Source organism: Cronobacter sakazakii (assembly GCF_000982825.1).
Classification (GTDB): Bacteria; Pseudomonadota; Gammaproteobacteria; order Enterobacterales; family Enterobacteriaceae; genus Cronobacter; species Cronobacter sakazakii.
The window spans coordinates 2,542,660-2,560,258 of record NZ_CP011047.1 but is presented as its reverse complement, the minus strand read 5'-3'; the positions used below and the strand labels follow the sequence as shown (position 1 = coordinate 2,560,258).

General features: G+C 60.6%; 11 protein-coding genes. 5 read left to right on the top strand and 6 right to left on the bottom strand.

All coding sequences use genetic code 11. The features are described 5' to 3' along the window. Window positions 1-59 precede the first annotated feature (59 nt). The 3 genes from asmA to udk form a co-directional block, all read right to left on the bottom strand. Window positions 60-1,901 carry an outer membrane assembly protein AsmA gene (gene asmA, locus CSK29544_RS12205; protein ID WP_029039284.1) on the bottom strand — a complete coding sequence of 614 codons (1,842 nt, stop codon included), beginning with the start codon at window positions 1,899-1,901 and terminating at the stop codon, window positions 60-62. 30 nt (window positions 1,902-1,931) lie between these two features. Then, window positions 1,932-2,513: a dCTP deaminase gene (gene dcd / locus CSK29544_RS12200; protein WP_004386756.1), complete on the bottom strand. Its 582-nt coding sequence runs from the start codon at window positions 2,511-2,513 to the stop codon at window positions 1,932-1,934. Window positions 2,514-2,596: 83 nt separating this feature from the next. Beyond that, window positions 2,597-3,238 carry a uridine kinase gene (gene udk / locus CSK29544_RS12195; RefSeq protein ID WP_004386755.1) on the bottom strand — a complete coding sequence of 214 codons (642 nt, stop codon included), beginning with the start codon at window positions 3,236-3,238 and terminating at the stop codon, window positions 2,597-2,599. 300 nt (window positions 3,239-3,538) lie between these two features. On the opposite strand from udk, the gene CSK29544_RS12190 reads away from it, so the two are divergent. Beyond that, window positions 3,539-6,928: a diguanylate cyclase gene (locus tag CSK29544_RS12190; protein WP_007902961.1), complete on the top strand. Its 3,390-nt coding sequence runs from the start codon at window positions 3,539-3,541 to the stop codon at window positions 6,926-6,928. On the opposite strand, the gene alkA is transcribed toward CSK29544_RS12190, so the two are convergent. Next, window positions 6,918-7,766: a DNA-3-methyladenine glycosylase 2 gene (gene alkA, locus CSK29544_RS12185; RefSeq protein ID WP_007902962.1), complete on the bottom strand. Its 849-nt coding sequence runs from the start codon at window positions 7,764-7,766 to the stop codon at window positions 6,918-6,920. The genes CSK29544_RS12190 and alkA overlap by 11 nt on opposite strands. Before the next feature lie 135 nt (window positions 7,767-7,901). Between alkA and yegD the strand changes: the two genes are divergently transcribed. Continuing rightward, window positions 7,902-9,254, top strand: coding sequence for a molecular chaperone (yegD, locus tag CSK29544_RS12180; RefSeq protein WP_007902966.1), 1,353 nt, complete (start codon window positions 7,902-7,904; stop codon window positions 9,252-9,254). 9 nt (window positions 9,255-9,263) lie between these two features. Here the strand turns inward: yegD and CSK29544_RS12175 are convergent, their stop codons facing one another. Further along, window positions 9,264-9,560 carry a helix-turn-helix domain-containing protein gene (locus tag CSK29544_RS12175; RefSeq protein ID WP_007902969.1) on the bottom strand — a complete coding sequence of 99 codons (297 nt, stop codon included), beginning with the start codon at window positions 9,558-9,560 and terminating at the stop codon, window positions 9,264-9,266. Beyond that, entirely contained in the window at window positions 9,547-9,909 is a 363-nt protein-coding gene (locus CSK29544_RS12170) for a type II toxin-antitoxin system RelE/ParE family toxin (protein WP_029039286.1), read from the bottom strand. The genes CSK29544_RS12175 and CSK29544_RS12170 overlap by 14 nt, the downstream gene beginning before the upstream one ends. Before the next feature lie 230 nt (window positions 9,910-10,139). Between CSK29544_RS12170 and CSK29544_RS12165 the strand changes: the two genes are divergently transcribed. From CSK29544_RS12165 to mdtC, 3 genes are read left to right on the top strand one after another with little or no spacing between them, the layout of a single operon-like run. Next, window positions 10,140-11,387 (top strand): MdtA/MuxA family multidrug efflux RND transporter periplasmic adaptor subunit, encoded by a 1,248-nt coding sequence (locus CSK29544_RS12165; protein ID WP_007902978.1) that lies wholly within the window; start codon window positions 10,140-10,142, stop codon window positions 11,385-11,387. Then, window positions 11,387-14,509, top strand: a complete 3,123-nt coding sequence (locus CSK29544_RS12160; RefSeq protein ID WP_007902982.1) for an MdtB/MuxB family multidrug efflux RND transporter permease subunit — start codon at window positions 11,387-11,389, stop codon at window positions 14,507-14,509. The genes CSK29544_RS12165 and CSK29544_RS12160 overlap by 1 nt, the downstream gene beginning before the upstream one ends. After that, window positions 14,510-17,599 carry a multidrug efflux RND transporter permease subunit MdtC gene (mdtC, locus tag CSK29544_RS12155; protein ID WP_007902987.1) on the top strand — a complete coding sequence of 1,030 codons (3,090 nt, stop codon included), beginning with the start codon at window positions 14,510-14,512 and terminating at the stop codon, window positions 17,597-17,599.

Below are 17,599 nucleotides of genomic sequence, written 5' to 3'. Positions count from 1 at the left end.
GCCATAAAAAAAGCGGCCATCAGGGCCGCTTTTTTGTGTGAGTTATTGTGTGATAGCTCTTAGAGCTTATCGAGCAGTTTTTTCACATCCTTCGCGTCACTGCTGTCTTTGTGACGCTCGCTCCAGTCACTCAGACGGCGCTTCGCTTCATTCTGCAGATGTTTACGCAGTAACTGGTCAACCTGAAGATTGTAGTTAAGCGCGTTCCACGGGCCGTAAACCCGCAGCGGCACCGGCGTGGTTTTCAGCCACTGCACCAGTTTGTCGTCGCCTTTCCAGCCGTCCGTCACCTGAACCTTAAAGCGTGTGTCGCACTGTTCACGCACCAGATCGAGCGAGCCCTCGCCGCTTAAGGCCAGCAGCGACGATTGCCCCTGCATCTCATCAAGCGTGAGCTCGCCGTGATCCAGCGTCGCGTGCGTGGTGAAGCTGTCGAGCGTGGTGGCGTTGTCGAAATCTTCACGCGCGCTCACGCCGCCGCCGCTGCGCTCCACCGCCTGCTGGATGAGCTGCTGGAAGTTTAGCCCTTCCATGCGGCTGCCCTTGAGCGCGAGCGTCGCCTCGCCTTCCCAGTTTTCACGAAACGCCTGGGCGTCGATGCGGTCACCCTGAAACTTACCGTCAACGCTCATTTTACCGGTCAGCGCGATAGGATAGTTAAAGGCGTGCAGGATATCGCCCACCTCAATCTCTTTCGCGTTAACCGTAAAACGCGCTTGCGGCACATCGTCACGCGCATCCAGCGTTCCCGGCAGCGACAGCTCGCCCGTGCCAAGCTTACCGCTGAGCGCAGAGAGCGTCAGCAGCCCCGCCTGGTTGCGCATCTGCGCGTTCACGTCGCTGAAGGTCAGCCCGCGCCAGCGTACGCTGTCGGCTTTAATCGTGGCGCTGGCGTTGAAACCGCGCAGCCCCGTATAAGGCGCCTCTTCCACTTCATTGGCAATCACCGGGCGCGGGCGCGCATTCTGCTGGCCCTGCTGGGCGACGGCGGTGGTCGTGGCGGCGTCCGGCGCAAGCAGTTTTTCCAGATCGAGCGCGCTGAAATGCAAATCGAGATCCCAGCCCGGCGTGTCGCCAAGCGTCACGCTCCCCTGCCCGGCGAGCTGGCTGTCGTTGGCCTTAAGGTTGAGCGCGCTGAATTCCAGCCGTTTGTCACCCTCAAGCCAGCGGGCCTGGAGCGTGCCGTTGCCCACAATGCCATCGCGCGGCAGATCCGCGCCGCGCAGTTCCCAGGAGAGCTGAGAAACGGTGGCGCTCAGCGTCTGCGGATAGTCGGCTGCATTGAGCGCAGCGCTCAAGGAGAGCGTTAAATCGCGCTGGTCGCGGCTCACTTTGCCGCTCAGCTCAAGCTGCGCGTCTTGATGCTCGTTCTGCTCCATTTGCAGATTGATGTTGCGAACGGTGATCTGTTCATCATCTTTATGCTGGAACACCAGCACGCTGTCCGCGACTTTAAGACGGGCGATATCAAACGACCAGCCGTGGGAATCTTCCACCGGCGGCGCGCTGTTTTTCGGCCCGACTGGCGCGCCGGGTTCATGCCGCGCTTCGCTCTGGGGCGTGAGCTGAACCACCGCGCCTTTCAGCATGACCTGACGTACCGAGAGCTGATGCGAGAGCAGCGGAAACAGCGCTACGTCGAGGCGCATGTTATCGGCGCTGACCAGCGGCTGGCTGGCCCCCGGCGCGGTGAGACTCATCCGGCCTGAGAGAATACTGAGCTGCGGCCAGACGTGCCAGCGCAGCGGGCCGTCCAGCCTGAGCTGATAGCCGCTGCGCCGTTCCACCTGGCTTATCATGTAACTGCGAAAATCGTTGGGATTTACCAGCATCACCAGCGCGGAGAGACCGGCGAAAAACACCACCAGTAAGATCATCAGCGTGGTCAGAACTCGTCTCATGGCATCCTCTGCAGACCGGCCCGCGGGCGCTTAGTCTTTGTCTATACGGCTGGCGACAGCACCCTGCTGATCGCGGTATTTCGCATCCTGGCGACGGTTGTAAGGCCGCGCCGCCGGGCCGGAAAGCGGCTCGAAACTGAGCGCGCCTATCAACATGCCTGGGCGCAACGCCAGGGGCAACTTACCTGAATTATAGAACTCCAGCACGATACAGCCCTGCCAGCCTGGATCGATACGGTGCGCGGTCACGTGCACCATCAATCCAAGCCGCGCCAGTGACGAACGACCATCGAGCCAGCCGACCAGATCCGCCGGCAGCGTGACGGACTCATAGGTCACCGCCAGCGCCAGTTCGCCCGGATGCAGGAAAAACGCCTCGCCGTCGTTAAGCACGATTTCATCGCTCATCACGCGATCGAGCGCCGCGCTCACTTCATCTTTCGGGCCACTTAAATCGATATACGCAGCGGTATGGCCGCGGAAGGTGCGGAATTTATTGCCAAGACGCACATCCACCGTGGCGCCGTTAATGCGCTCCACCGGCGGACGCGGGGTTATCGCCAGTCGGCCTTCATCCAGCCAGGCTTCAATATCTCGGTCACAAAGACGCATTACACTCTCCTGATGTGTTCAGGCTTCCGGCATATGCCGAAAGCCTGAGGGTAACTTCTGGAACGGTACACGCAAAACGCAGCTTATTCAAAGAACTGGCTGATTTTCGCCTTGAGAATATCGATAGCGATGCGGTTTTTACCTCCGCGCGGCACGATGATATCGGCGTACTGCTTGGAAGGATCGATAAATTGCAGGAACATCGGGCGCACCGTTTTCTGATACTGCGTCATCACAGAGTCCATAGAACGGCCGCGCTCGTTGACGTCACGCTTAATGCGGCGCATCAGGCAGATATCGAGCGGGGTATCGACGAAAATCGAGAAATTCATCTCTTCACGCAGACGCGCGTCGGTGAGCAGCAGGATCCCTTCCAGAATAATCACCTTTTTCGGTTCGATATGTACCGTCTGCGCGGTACGGGTGTGCTCCACGTAGCTGTAAACCGGCAGCTCAATGGGTTTACCTGCTTTGAGCATTTGCAGGTGTTGAAACAGCAGGTTGTGATCCATCGCGTTCGGATGGTCGTAGTTGGTTTTAACCCGCTCCTCCATGGACAGATGGCTTTGATCCTTGTAATAGCTGTCTTCTGGAATAACACCAATGTGTTCATCACCGACCTGCTCACGCAGCTCCCGATAGAGGGTACTTGCGATAAGGCTTTTACCTGAAGCCGATGCGCCGGCGATGCCGATGATGACGCATTGATGGGACTTGTCAGTCATAAATTAGCGACCTGGTTTACATAATAAAGAGAAAAGGAAGGGTGACGCCGTCGCGTCAGACGCGGCAATTATAGGGATTTCACGAAATTGATACCAGTCGATGCTGCAATCGTGAGAATAAGTGCGCAAATTCTGTCGCGCATGGCAGGTGAAAAGCCCTGTTTTTGGCTATGCAAACAGGGATTAAGCGAGGCGCAAACGGAGCGGTGCGCTTTTTATTATTCACCACAGTTAATTTATGAGCAGACGCCATAGGAATTGTAAATTGTTTGTACTAGCATAACCGAAACATTTTTCCTGATGCGTTCGGGTATTGCACCTGACGGCAATGCCTATGCGGATTATGTGGTAATGATTAAAAAAAAGAACAAGCAGGAGCTGGCGGCCACGCCGCATCCTTTGCTGCGCTTAGTCAGTCTTGGCTTGCTGACTTATATTTTTACGCTCTTCTCGCTTGAGCTGACGCTATTCGACACGCTGCTGGCCCCGCTGTGGTTCCCGACCTCCATTATGATGGTTGCGTTCTTTCGCCACGCCCTGCGCCTGTGGGTGCCGATCGCGCTGGTCTGCGGCGCAGGCACGGTGCTCGCGACGCTGACGCTGTTCCCGCCTGGGCACCTTGAGCTTTCGTATACCGCGATAAACATCGTCGAAGCGCTGGTGGGCGCCATACTGCTGCGCAAACTGCTGCCCTGGTATAACCCGCTTAAAAACTTAAATAACTGGCTGCGGCTGGCATTCGCCAGCGCCGTGGTGCCGCCTCTGGTGGGCGGCTTATTGCTGGCGGCTATCAGCGAGGGTCACGTGACGCTGCGCCTGGCGCTGGTGTGGATCTTATCGGAAACCATCGGCGCGCTGGCGCTGGTGCCGCTCGGCCTGCTGTTTAAAGCGCGCTATCTGTTGCGCCACCGCAGCCCCCGCCTGCTGGCCGAAAGCCTGGCGACACTGTGCGTTACGCTGCTGTGCAGCTGGCTCGCGCTCCACTATATGCCGTGGCCGTTTACTTTTGTGATTGTGCTGCTGATGTGGAGCGCCATCCGCCTGCCGCGCCTGGAGGCGTTTACCGTCTTTCTCGCCACCGTCATGATGGTTTCTTTCGTTATTGCCACTAACCCCGCGCTGCTGGATTTGCCCCATCAGGGCATGGTGGTCAACGCGCCGTGGCTGCCGTTTTTGATGATTCTGCTGCCCGCGAACGTCATGACCATGGTGATGTACGCCTCGCGCGAAGAGCGCAAGCTGATTACCGAGAGCGAAACGCGCTTTCGCAACGCGATGGAGTATTCCGCCATCGGCATGGCGCTGGTCTCCACAGAAGGCGGCTTTTTGCAGGTCAACAAGGCGCTCTGTAACTTTCTCGGTTATACGCCTGAGCAACTCGCGCACATGAGCTTCCAGCAGCTCACCTACCCTGAAGATCTGCATGCCGATATGGAACAGGTGGAGAAGCTGCTAAACGGCGAAACAAACAATTACTCGCTCGAAAAACGCTACTACACCCGCGCGGGCGATGTGGTGTGGGCACTGCTGGCGGTCTCTATCGTGCGCCAGCGCGACGGCTCACCGCTCTATTTTATCGCCCAGGTTGAAGATATTACCGAACTCAAGCGCACCGAATGGGTGAACAAGCGCCTGATGGAGCGCATCACGCTTGCCAACGAAGCGGGCGGCATCGGCATCTGGGAGTGGGAGCTTGGCACCGACGTGCTCGCCTGGGATCAGCGCATGTTTGAGCTTTACGAAGTGCCGCCGCATACGCGCCCCACTTACCAGCTGTGGAAATCGCGGCTGCTGAAAGAAGATGTCGCCCACGCGGAAGCCACGATTCAGGAGGCGCTACGCGCGCGCATGCCGTTTAAACTTGAGTTTCGCATTCAGGTGAAAAACGGCGTTCGCCACATTCGCGCGCTGGCCAACCGCGTGCTCAATAAGCAGGGCGAAGTGGAGCGTCTGCTCGGTGTGAATATGGACATGACCGAGGTGAAACAGCTCAACGAGGCGCTGTTCCAGGAGAAAGAGCGCCTGCATATCACGCTCGATTCCATCGGCGAAGCGGTGATCTGTACCGATATCGATATGAACGTCACCTTTATGAACCCGGTCGCCGAGAAGATGAGCGGCTGGCGTCAGGAAGAGGCGATTGGTCAGTCAATCTTGACGATTTTGCGCATCACTTTTGGCGATAACGGCCCGCTGCTGGACGATATTCACAACGGCGAAGCCACGCACGCCGGGACCGGCATTGAACAGGACGTGGTGCTGCACTGCCGCAGCGGCGGTAATTACGATATCCACTACACCATCACGCCGCTCAGCACGCTGGAAGGGGAAAATATCGGCTCGGTGCTGGTTATCCATGACGTGACCGAGTCGCGCAAAATGCTCCGCCAGCTGAGCTACAGCGCCTCGCATGACGCCCTCACCCATCTCGCCAACCGCGTCAGTTTTGAGACGCACCTCAAGCGGTTACTGCAAAGCGTCAGCGACACCCATCAGCGCCACGCGCTGGTCTATATCGATCTCGACCGTTTTAAAGCGGTGAACGACTCGGCCGGACATGCGGCGGGCGACGCCCTGCTGCGTGAACTGGCCTCGCTGATGCTCGGAATGCTGCGCACCACCGACGTGCTGGCGCGTCTCGGCGGCGATGAATTCGGCCTGCTGCTGCCGGATTGCAGCCTGGAGAACGCCCGCACCATCTGCGAGCGCATCGTGGCGGCCATCAACGAATACCCGTTTGTCTGGGAGAGCCGCCTGCACCGCATCGGCGCCAGCGCCGGGATCACGATTATCGACGCCTCGAATAATCAGGCGCAGGACGTAATGTCGCAGGCGGATATCGCCTGTTATACCTCGAAAAACGCCGGGCGCGGCGTGGTGACGGTCTACGAGCCGCACCAGCAACAACTCCACAGCGGCCGCGGCACGCTGACTCCCCAGGAGCAGCAACGCATGATCAACGAGCATCATCATGTCCTGATGGTGCGCCCCGTCGCCTCACCGCGTGTGCCGGAAAGCGCCAGCTTCTGGCTGCTGTCGCTGCGTCTGTGGACCAGCGAAGGCGAAATGATAGAAGAACACAGCTTCCGCGCGGGGCTTAACGACCCAGAGCTGATGCAGGCGCTGGATACGCGCATGATGACCGATTTCTTCCGGGATCACGCCGCCAGCGTGGCGCAAAAAGGCGTCGGCGTGGCGCTCACGCTTTCTGGCGCGACGCTGTTAAACGCGCAGCGTCTCGATGCGCTGCTGGCGCAGCTCGCCGCGAGCCCGCTGCCGCCGCGCCTGCTGCATCTGGTTATCGATAGCGACGTGCTGATGCAGGATGCCACGCAGGCGCGCCGTCAGCTGGCGCGCCTGCGTGAAGCGGGCTGTCGGGTTGTACTGAGCCATATCGGTCGCGAGCTGGAGGTTTTTGAACATCTCTCCGCCTCGTGTGCCGACTACATTATGGTGGCAAGCGATCTGGTGGCCGACGCCCATGCCAGCCTGATGGACGAAATGCTGCTGACGATTGTGATGGGTAACGCGCGCCGCCTCGGCCTGCAAACTATCGCCGGGCCTGCCGACCAGCAGTCGTTGCTGGAAACGCTCGCGAATGTCGGCATCGATCTGGTGTTTGGCGAAACGGTGGCCCAGACGCAGGCGCTGAGCGCGCGTCTTGCCACCAGCTATTTCGCTATTCACTGACTGGCGTCTGCCACGCCGTGGCGTACCAGACGTGCAGGAGCGCGTAGGTGCGCCACGGCTGCCAGCGCGCGGCATAGCGGCGAATTTGCGCAGGCGTCATCGGCGCGAAACGCTGCTTAATCAGATAGTCGTCCGGCAGAAAAATATCCGGTGCCTGCCAGCCTCGCATCGCGAAATAATTTGCTGTCCAGGGGCCGATGCCCGGCAGTTGCGTCAGCGCTTTCACGCCCGCGGCGACATCGGACGGACAGGTGAGCGGAAACCGCCCGGCCAGATGTTCATGGGCGAGCTGGATAAGCGCCCCGGCGCGCATCAGCGGCATGCCGAGCGCTTTCAGCGTCGCAGGCTCGGCGCGCGCCATCTCCTCAGGCGTCGGAAACCGCCAGCCGGTGCCATCTTCAAGCGGCATCCCCACCGCCTGCACCACTTTGCCGGTCAGCTTCGCCGCCATCGCCACGCTCACCAGTTGCCCGAGAATCGCGCGCACGCCCTGCTCAAACACATCCACCGACCCCGGCAGCCGCAAGCCTGGTTTGTCGGCGGCGAGCGGCCCGAGCGTCTCCAGCATGGGCATCGGGTCGAAACGCAGATCGAACAGCCGCATCACGCGCAACTGCACCTCTTCCGCCACCGGCAGCAGGCCATCGCTCATCTCAAGCGTCACCATTGCGTGCGCCGGGTGCGGGGTGACGCTAAACCAGCCCTGATACCCGCCGATAGCCAGCGTGCGCCGGTAGTGGTTTTCGCTCACCTCTTCAATGCCCGCCACGGCACGATCGCCCAGAAAGCGTAACATCCACGGCCAGTCGTAAGGCGGCTGATAGCGAAGCGTAAACATAGCGTCTCCTTTGTTTTTGATTTCTAAAGCTTAATCGCTACGCCCTTTTTTTGCCTTGCGCAGTTATTCCATTTGCCGCCGACGCGACATTTCGCTAAAGTCGCCCCCCTTCTTCACGGCATGGGGAATATGTGAATGTTTATCGGTTTTGACTACGGCACCGCCAACTGTTCTGTCGCGATGATGCGTGACGGCGTGCCGCAAATGCTGCCGCTTGAGCAGGGCTCGACGCTGCTGCCATCCATGATTGGCGCGCCGGTGCGCGAGGCGGTAAGCGAATGGCTGTATCGCCATCAGAATGTCGAGGCGAGCGGCGCGGAAACGCAGGCGCTGCTGCGCCGCGCGATGAGCTATAACCGCGAAGAGAGCATCGACGTGACGCCGGGCAGCGTGCAGTTCGGCCTGAGCGCGCTGCGCCAGTATATGGACGACCCGGAAGAGGTCTGGTTCGTGAAATCGCCGAAGTCGTTTCTCGGTGCCAGCGGGCTGAAGCCGCAACAGGTCGCGCTGTTTGAAGATCTGGTCTGCGCGATGATGGTCCACATTCGCCAGGCGGCGCAGCAGCAGGCGGACGCGGAGATAGACCAGGCGGTCATTGGCCGTCCGATCAACTTCCAGGGGCTCGGCGGCGATGACGCCAACCGTCAGGCGCAGGGGATCCTCGAGCGCGCGGCGCGCCGCGCCGGTTTTCGCGACGTGGTGTTTCAGTATGAGCCGGTCGCGGCTGGTCTCGATTTTGAAGCCACATTGAGCGAAGAGCAGCGCGTGCTGGTCGTGGATATCGGCGGCGGCACCACCGACTGTTCGCTGCTGCTGATGGGCCCGCAGTGGCGCGCGCGCCGCGACCGCGATCAAAGCCTTCTCGGTCACAGCGGTTGCCGCGTGGGCGGTAACGATCTGGATATCGCGCTGGCGTTTAAACAGCTGATGCCGCTGCTCGGCATGGGCGGCGAAACCGAAAAAGGCACTGCGCTGCCGGTGCTCCCATGGTGGAACGCCTGCGCGATTAACGACGTGCCAGCGCAGAGCGAGTTCTACAGCGCCGCCTGCGGACGCCTGCTGGCGGATTTAGCCCGCGACGCCCGCGAGCCGCAAAAAGTGGCGCTACTGCAAAAAGTGTGGCGGCAACGCCTGAGCTACCGTCTGGTGCGCGCGGCGGAAGAGAGCAAAATCGCGCTCTCGCAGTCCCCGCTCTGCCAGACCGCGCTGCCGTTTATTGAGCCGCAACTGAGCCAGGAAATTACACAGCAGGCGCTCGCGCTGGCGCTCAACCCGCCGCTACAGCGTATCCTTGAGCAGGTGACGCTGGCGCTTGAGGCAAGCAACGAGCGCCCCGATGTTATTTATCTCACCGGCGGCAGCGCGCGTTCACCGCTCATCCGCGAGGCGCTGCAGGCGCAACTGCCAGGCATCCCGGTACAGGGCGGCGATGATTTCGGCTCCGTCACCGCGGGCCTTGCGCGCTGGGCGCAGGTGGTGTTTCAGTAACCGGCGCGGTCAGACGGGGATCACTTTGCTGCCTTCGGGCAGCTCTATCAGTAAAGAGAGCTTGCCGCCCAGCGCTTCAACGTAGCGCTTGAGCGTCAGCAGTTTGATCTCCTTCCCGCGCTGCTCAATGGCGGCGATAGCGGGCTGCGTCACGCCCATTATCTCCGCCAGTTGCTGCTGCGAAAACGCCCGCGCTTCGCGAATGAGCGGCAGGCCGTGCTCCAGCGCGATTTCGTCTGCCATGCGCAGGATTTCTGCCTGCCGTTCCGGGGAAAAGCCCGCCATTACGTCATCAAGAGTTTTCATTTCGTCTCTCCATCGCTTGCACATGCAGGAAGAATTCTTCTTCAGCCTGCCTGATTAAGGCGTCATAAAAATGTTTCTGGCTTCGTTTATTGCCTGCGCAGAGCACAACGGCCTGACGTTCAGCGTCAAACGCAAAAAAAATGCGCCAGGGCTCACCGCCATATTGCACACGTAGCTCTTTCAGGTTGGGATAACGCGAACCTTTCACCGTATCGACCAGCGGGCGTCCGACAAGCGGGCCGGAATAACGTAAGTTCCATAAGAGCGCGGCGATACGATCCTGTAATCCTTCGGGCTGCTGCTGATACCAGTCGTTAAAACGATCGGTAAAAATCACCGTCCATGCCATACCCATCCCTCATAAACTATAGTTTATATCCACAGATAAAACCATACTTTAAAAGCGGTTTTATGACCCCACCAGAGAGAGATACAAGCGCTGCGAGACGTCTCGTAAAACCTGAGCGATTCAGACAGTTCTAAACGGTGTTTCATATTTCCTCCATCTTTCTGCGGTCAGGGCTGACTAAACTTGTATCATTACGCCTAATCGTTTCAGGAAAAGAAGACGTACTGCTTATGAAAAGCACGGTTAAAAAGCGCGGGTGGGTCATCGCCGGCATCGTGGTCGTGGCGATTGCCGCGCTCCTCTACTGGCGTAACGCCGCCACGGATGCGCCATCAGGTAAAACGACACACGCAGGCGGTCGCGCCGCGATGCGCATGGGCGGCGCACAAGCCCCAGTACAGGCCGCCACCGCGCGCAGCGAGGCGGTGCCGCGCTATCTCACAGGGCTTGGGACTATCACTGCCGCGAACACCGTCACGGTGCGTAGCCGCGTGGACGGTCAGCTAATGGCGATTCACTTTAAAGAGGGCCAGCAGGTAAAAGCGGGCGATCTGCTTGCGGAGATTGACCCGAGCCAGTTTAAAGTGGCACTCGCGCAGGCCCAGGGGCAGCTCGCCAAAGACCGCGCGACGCTTGCCAACGCCCGTCGCGATCTGGCGCGCTATCAGCAGCTTGGTAAAACGAACCTGGTTTCACGCCAGGAGCTCGATGCCCAGCAGGCGCTGGTCAGCGAAACCGAAGGCACGCTGAAAGCCGACGAAGCCGCCGTCGCCAGCGCGCAGTTACAGCTCGACTGGAGCCGCATCACCGCGCCGATTGACGGGCGTGTCGGCTTAAAACAGGTCGATATCGGCAACCAGATCTCCAGCGGCGACACCACCGGCATTGTGGTGCTGACCCAGACGCACCCGATTGATCTGGCCTTTACCCTGCCGGAGAGCGATATCGCCGCCGTGATGCAGGCGCAAAAGGCGGGGAAAGCCCTGACGGTGGAAGCCTGGGATCGCACTAACAGCACAAAGCTCAGCACCGGTGAGCTGTTAAGCCTGGATAACCAGATAGACGCCACCACCGGCACGATTAAGCTCAAGGCGCGCTTCGCCAATGAGGATGACGCGCTGTTCCCGAACCAGTTCGTTAACGCCCGCATGTTGATTGATACGCAGCAGAACGCGGTCGTGATCCCGACCGCCGCGTTGCAGATGGGCAACGAAGGCCACTTTGTCTGGGTGCTGAACGACGACAACAAAGTGAGTAAGCACACCGTCACGACCGGCATTCAGAACAGCGAAACCGTAGTGATCACTGCAGGCCTTTCCGCAGGCGATCGCGTGGTGACGGACGGCATCGACCGCCTGACCGAAGGCGCGAAGGTGGACGTGGTGGAAGCACAAACGGCCACCGATAACGCGAAGCCTGAACGCGGCGAGCGCAGCCCAACCGACAGCGCCCGCGCAGCCAAAGGAGCGCGTTCCTGATGCAGGTGTTACCTCCGAGCGCCACTGGCGGGCCGTCCCGCCTGTTTATTCTGCGCCCCGTGGCCACTACGCTGCTGATGGTGGCTATTCTGCTTGCAGGCATCATCGGCTATCGCTTTCTGCCGGTTTCCGCTCTGCCGGAAGTGGACTATCCGACGATTCAGGTCGTCACGCTCTACCCTGGCGCCAGCCCGGATGTCGTGACGTCGGCTATCACCGCGCCGCTGGAGCGCCAGTTCGGCCAGATGTCAGGCTTAAAGCAGATGGCTTCGCAAAGCGCGGGCGGCGCGTCGGTGGTGACGTTACAGTTCCAGCTCACGCTGCCGCTGGATGTTGCCGAGCAGGAGGTGCAGGCCGCCATTAACGCCGCCACCAACCTGCTGCCGGACGATCTCCCTAACCCGCCGGTCTACAGCAAAGTGAACCCGGCGGACCCGCCAATCATGACGCTTGCGGTCACCTCATCGGCGCTGCCGATTACCCAGGTGGAAGATATGGTGGAAACCCGTGTCGCGCAGCGTATCTCGCAGGTGACGGGCGTCGGCCTCGTGACCCTCTCCGGCGGTCAGCGTCCGGCGGTGCGGGTAAAACTGAATGCGCAGGCGCTGGCGTCGCTGGGCATTGACAGCGAAACCGTGCGCACCGCCATCACCAGCGCAAACGTCAACTCGGCGAAAGGCAGTTTCGACGGCCCGGAGCGCGCGGTGACGCTCTCCGCCAACGATCAGATGAAATCCGCCGACGAATACCGCAACCTGATCATCGCCTATAAAAACGGCGCGCCGGTGCGGCTTGGCGACGTCGCGACGGTGGAGCAAGGCGCGGAGAACGCCTGGCTTGGTGCCTGGGCCAATAAACAGCCCGCGATTGTGATGAACGTCCAGCGCCAGCCGGGCGCTAACATCATCACCACCGCCGAAACCATTCAGAAACTGCTGCCGCAGCTTACGGAAAGCCTGCCGAAATCGGTGCAGGTGAAAGTGCTGACCGACCGGACCACCAATATCAGCGCGTCGGTCAACGACACGCAGTTTGAACTGATGCTGGCGATAGCGCTGGTGGTGATGATCATCTACCTGTTCCTGCGCAACATTCCGGCGACCATTATCCCGGCGGTGGCGGTACCACTGTCGCTGGTCGGCACCTTTGCGGTGATGGTGTTTCTCGATTTCTCCATCAACAACCTGACGCTGATGGCGCTGACCATCGCCACCGGGTTCGTGGTGGATGACGCCATCGTGGTGATTGAAAACATCTCGCGCTATATCGAGAAAGGCGAAAAGCCGCTGGCCGCCGCGCTCAAGGGCGCAGGCGAAATCGGCTTTACCATTATCTCGCTGACGTTCTCGCTGATAGCCGTGCTGATCCCGCTGCTGTTTATGGGGGATATCGTGGGCCGTCTGTTCCGCGAGTTCGCAGTGACGCTGGCGGTGGCGATTTTGATCTCCGCTGTCGTCTCGCTGACGCTGACGCCGATGATGTGCGCGCGCATGTTAAGCCATGAATCGCTGCGCAAGCAGAACCGCTTCTCGCGCGCCTCAGAACGCGTGATCAACCGGGTGATCGCCCGCTACGGCCAGCTTCTGAAGCGCGTGCTGAATCACCCGTGGCTGACGCTCGGCGTCGCGCTTGGCACCCTGGCGCTGACGGTGCTTTTGTGGATTTTCATCCCGAAAGGCTTCTTCCCGGTGCAGGACAACGGCATCATCCAGGGCACATTGCAGGCACCGCAGTCGGTGTCGTTCGCCAGCATGGCCGAACGCCAGCGCGCGGTGGCGGATGTCATTCTGAAAGATCCGGCGGTGGAGAGCCTCACCTCGTTTGTCGGCGTCGATGGCACGAATCCGTCGCTCAACAGTGCACGGCTGCAAATCAACTTAAAACCGCTCGATGACCGTGACGACCGCGTGCAGACGGTGATTGCGCGCCTTCAGGAGGCCGCGAGCCGCGTGCCGGGTGCCACGCTCTACCTGCAACCGATTCAGGATCTCACCATCGACACCCAGGTGAGCCGCACGCAGTATCAGTTCACGCTCCAGGCCAATTCGCTGGAGGCGCTCAGCACCTGGGTGCCGAAGCTTATCGCCCGGCTGCAAACGCTGCCGCAGCTCGCGGATGTCAGCAGCGACTGGCAGGACAACGGCCTTGTGGCTTACGTGAATGTGGATCGCGCGAGCGCCAGCCGTCTTGGCATCAGCATGAGCGATGTCGATAACGCGCTCTATAACGCCTTTGGCCAGCGCCTCATCTCGACCATTTATACCCAGGCGAACCAGTACCGCGTGGTGCTTGAGCATAACACCACCGCCACGCCGGGCCTGGCGGCGCTTGACAGTATTCGTCTTGCCAGCAGCGATGGCGGCATGGTGCCGCTCAGCGCGATTGCGAAGGTCGAGCAGCGCTTCGGGCCGCTTACGATTAACCATCTCGATCAGTTCCCGTCGACGACCATTTCGTTTAACGTGCCGGACGGCTATTCGCTTGGCGACGCGGTAGACGCCATCACTCAGGCGGAAGCCGATCTGGCGTTCCCGGCTGAGATAACGACCCAATTCCAGGGCAGCACCCTCGCCTTCCAGGCGGCGCTTGGCAGCACGCTCTGGCTGATTCTGGCGTCGGTGGTGGCGATGTACATCGTGCTCGGCGTGCTGTATGAGAGCTTTATCCACCCGATTACCATTCTCTCGACGCTCCCCACCGCGGGCGTCGGCGCGCTGCTGGCGCTGCTTATCGCCGGTGCCGAGCTGGATGTCATCGCCATCATCGGCATTATTCTGCTGATAGGCATCGTCAAGAAAAACGCCATTATGATGATCGACTTTGCGCTGGCCGCCGAGCGTGAACAGGGCATGACGCCGCGCGAGGCCATTTACCAGGCGTGTCTGCTGCGTTTTCGACCCATCCTGATGACCACGCTCGCCGCCCTGCTCGGCGCGCTGCCGCTGATGCTCAGCACCGGTGTTGGCGCGGAGCTGCGCCGTCCGCTCGGCATCGGCATGGTCGGCGGCCTGCTGGTAAGCCAGGTGCTGACGCTCTTTACCACGCCGGTAATTTATCTGCTGTTCGACCGCCTCGGCCACGCCGTGCGCCGCCGTCTGCCCGCGCGTGAAGAGGAGGCGTAAGTGAAGTTTTACGCGCTCTTTATCTACCGCCCGGTAGCGACGATTTTGCTCTCCATCGCCGTGACGCTCTGCGGCGTGCTTGGCTTCCGACTGCTGCCGGTGGCCCCGCTGCCGCAGGTCGATTTCCCGGTCATTATGGTGAGCGCGTCGCTGCCGGGCGCGTCTCCGGAGACGATGGCGTCGTCGGTCGCGACACCGCTTGAACGCTCGCTCGGGCGCATCGCGGGCGTCAACGAGATGACCTCCACCAGCTCGCTTGGCAGCACGCGCATTATTCTGGAGTTCAATTTTGACCGCGATATCAACGGCGCGGCGCGCGACGTGCAGGCGGCGATCAACGCCGCGCAAAGCCTGTTGCCGAGCGGAATGCCCTTGCGCCCGACGTACCGCAAAGCGAACCCGTCCGATGCGCCGATCATGATCCTCACGCTCACTTCGGACACCTTCTCCCAGGGCGAGCTTTATGATTACGCCTCGACACAGCTTGCCCAGACCATCGCCCAGATTGACGGCGTGGGGGATGTCGACGTGGGCGGCAGCTCGCTGCCCGCCGTCAGGGTGGAGCTCAACCCGCAGGCGCTTTTTAACCAGGGCGTCTCGCTGGATACGGTGCGCAGCGCCATCAGCAACGCCAACGTGCGCCGTCCGCAGGGGGCGATAGAAGACGCGCAGCGCCGCTGGCAGTTGCAGACCAATGATGAGCTCAAAACCGCTGCCGAGTATGAGCCGCTGATCGTTCACTATAACAACGGCGCGGCAGTGCATCTGCGCGACGTGGCGACCGTGACCGATTCGGTGCAGGATGTGCGCAACGCGGGCATGACCAATGCCAAACCGGCCATTTTGCTGATGATCCGCAAACTGCCTGAAGCCAATATTATTGAGACGGTAGACCGCATCCGCGCCGCGTTGCCGGAGCTGCGCGACACCATCCCCGCCGCCATCGATATGCAAATCGCGCAGGATCGCTCGCCGACCATTCGCGCGTCGCTGGCGGAAGTGGAGCAGTCGCTGGCGATTTCGGTCGGCCTGGTAATTCTGGTGGTGTTCCTGTTTCTGCGCTCCGGGCGCGCGACGCTGATTCCTGCCGTCGCGGTACCGGTATCGCTTATCGGCACCTTCGCCGCCATGTATCTGTGCGGTTTTAGCCTGAATAACCTCTCGTTAATGGCGCTCACCATCGCTACTGGCTTTGTGGTGGATGACGCCATCGTGGTGCTGGAGAATATCTCGCGTCACCTTGAGGCGGGCGTCAAACCGCTTCAGGCAGCGTTACAGGGCGTGCGCGAAGTGGGCTTTACGGTGCTCTCCATGAGCCTGTCGCTGGTGGCGGTTTTTCTGCCGCTGCTACTGATGGGCGGGCTGCCGGGGCGGCTGTTCCGGGAGTTTGCCGTGACGCTCTCGGTCGCCATCGGCATTTCACTGGTGGTGTCGCTGACGCTCACGCCGATGATGTGCGGCTGGCTGCTCAAGGCCAAACCGCGTGAAGAGACCCGCAGTCGCGTCGGCATCAATCGCCTGTTGCTGGCGCTGCAGGGCGGATACGCCCGCTCGCTCGGCTGGGTGCTGAACCACGCCCGGCTGGTCGGGCTGGTGCTGCTCGCCACCATCGCGCTGAACGTCTGGCTCTATATTTCCATTCCGAAAACCTTTTTCCCGGAGCAAGACACCGGGCGGCTGATGGGCGGCATTCAGGCCGACCAGAGCATCTCGTTCCAGGCAATGCGAGGCAAACTGCAGGATTTCATGAAAATCATCCGCGAAGATCCGGCCGTGGATAACGTTACGGGCTTTACCGGCGGCTCGCGGGTGAACAGCGGCATGATGTTTATCTCCCTCAAGCCGCTCGGCGAGCGTACCGAAAGCGCCCAGCAGGTGATTGACCGGCTGCGTAAAAAGCTTGCGCGCGAGCCGGGTGCCAGCCTGTTTCTGATGGCGGTGCAGGATATCCGCGTCGGCGGGCGGCAGTCGAACGCCAGCTACCAGTACACCTTACTGTCTGACGATCTGGCGGCACTGCGCGAATGGGAGCCGAAAATTCGCCAGGCGCTCGCGAAACTGCCGCAGCTTGCCGACGTGAACTCCGATCAGCAGGACAACGGCGCGGAGATGAGCCTGGTCTATGACCGCGAATCGATGGCGCGGCTTGGCATCAGCGTGCAGGACGCCAACAGCCTGCTGAATAACGCCTTCGGCCAGCGCCAGATTTCGACCATCTACCAGCCCCTTAACCAGTACAAAGTGGTGATGGAAGTTGACCCGCGTTACACCCAGGATATCAGCGCGCTCGATCAGATGTTCGTGATGAACAGCGAAGGCAAGCCGATTCCGCTCTCGTGGTTTGCGAAATGGCAGCCCGCCAACGCGCCGCTGTCGGTTAACCATCAGGGGTTGTCGGCGGCGTCGACCATCGCGTTTAACCTGCCAACCGGCGTGTCGCTCTCGCAGGCCAGTGACGCCATCACCCGTACGATGACCTCGCTTGGCGTGCCGTCGTCGGTGCGCGGCAGCTTCGCCGGTACGGCTCAGGTGTTCCAGGAGACGATGAATTCGCAGGTGATCTTAATCCTCGCGGCCATCGCCACGGTCTATATCGTGCTGGGGATGCTGTATGAGAGTTACGTGCATCCGCTCACCATTCTCTCCACGCTGCCGTCGGCGGGCGTCGGCGCGCTGCTGGCGCTGGAGGCGTTCGATGCCCCGTTTAGCCTCATCGCGCTTATCGGTATTATGCTATTGATTGGTATCGTGAAGAAGAACGCGATAATGATGGTGGATTTCGCGCTGGAGGCTCAGCGCAGCGGCCAGCTCAGCGCCCGCGACGCCATTTTTCAGGCCTGCCTGCTGCGTTTTCGCCCGATCATGATGACGACGCTTGCGGCACTGTTCGGCGCGCTGCCGCTGATGATAGCAAGCGGCGACGGCGCGGAGCTGCGCCAGCCGCTCGGCATTACGATTGTCGGCGGTCTGGTGATGAGCCAGTTGCTGACGCTCTATACCACGCCGGTGGTCTATCTCTTCTTCGACCGACTGCGCCTGCGTTTTACGCGCCGGGCGAAACCTGAGGACACCCTGACCGCGAGCGAATAA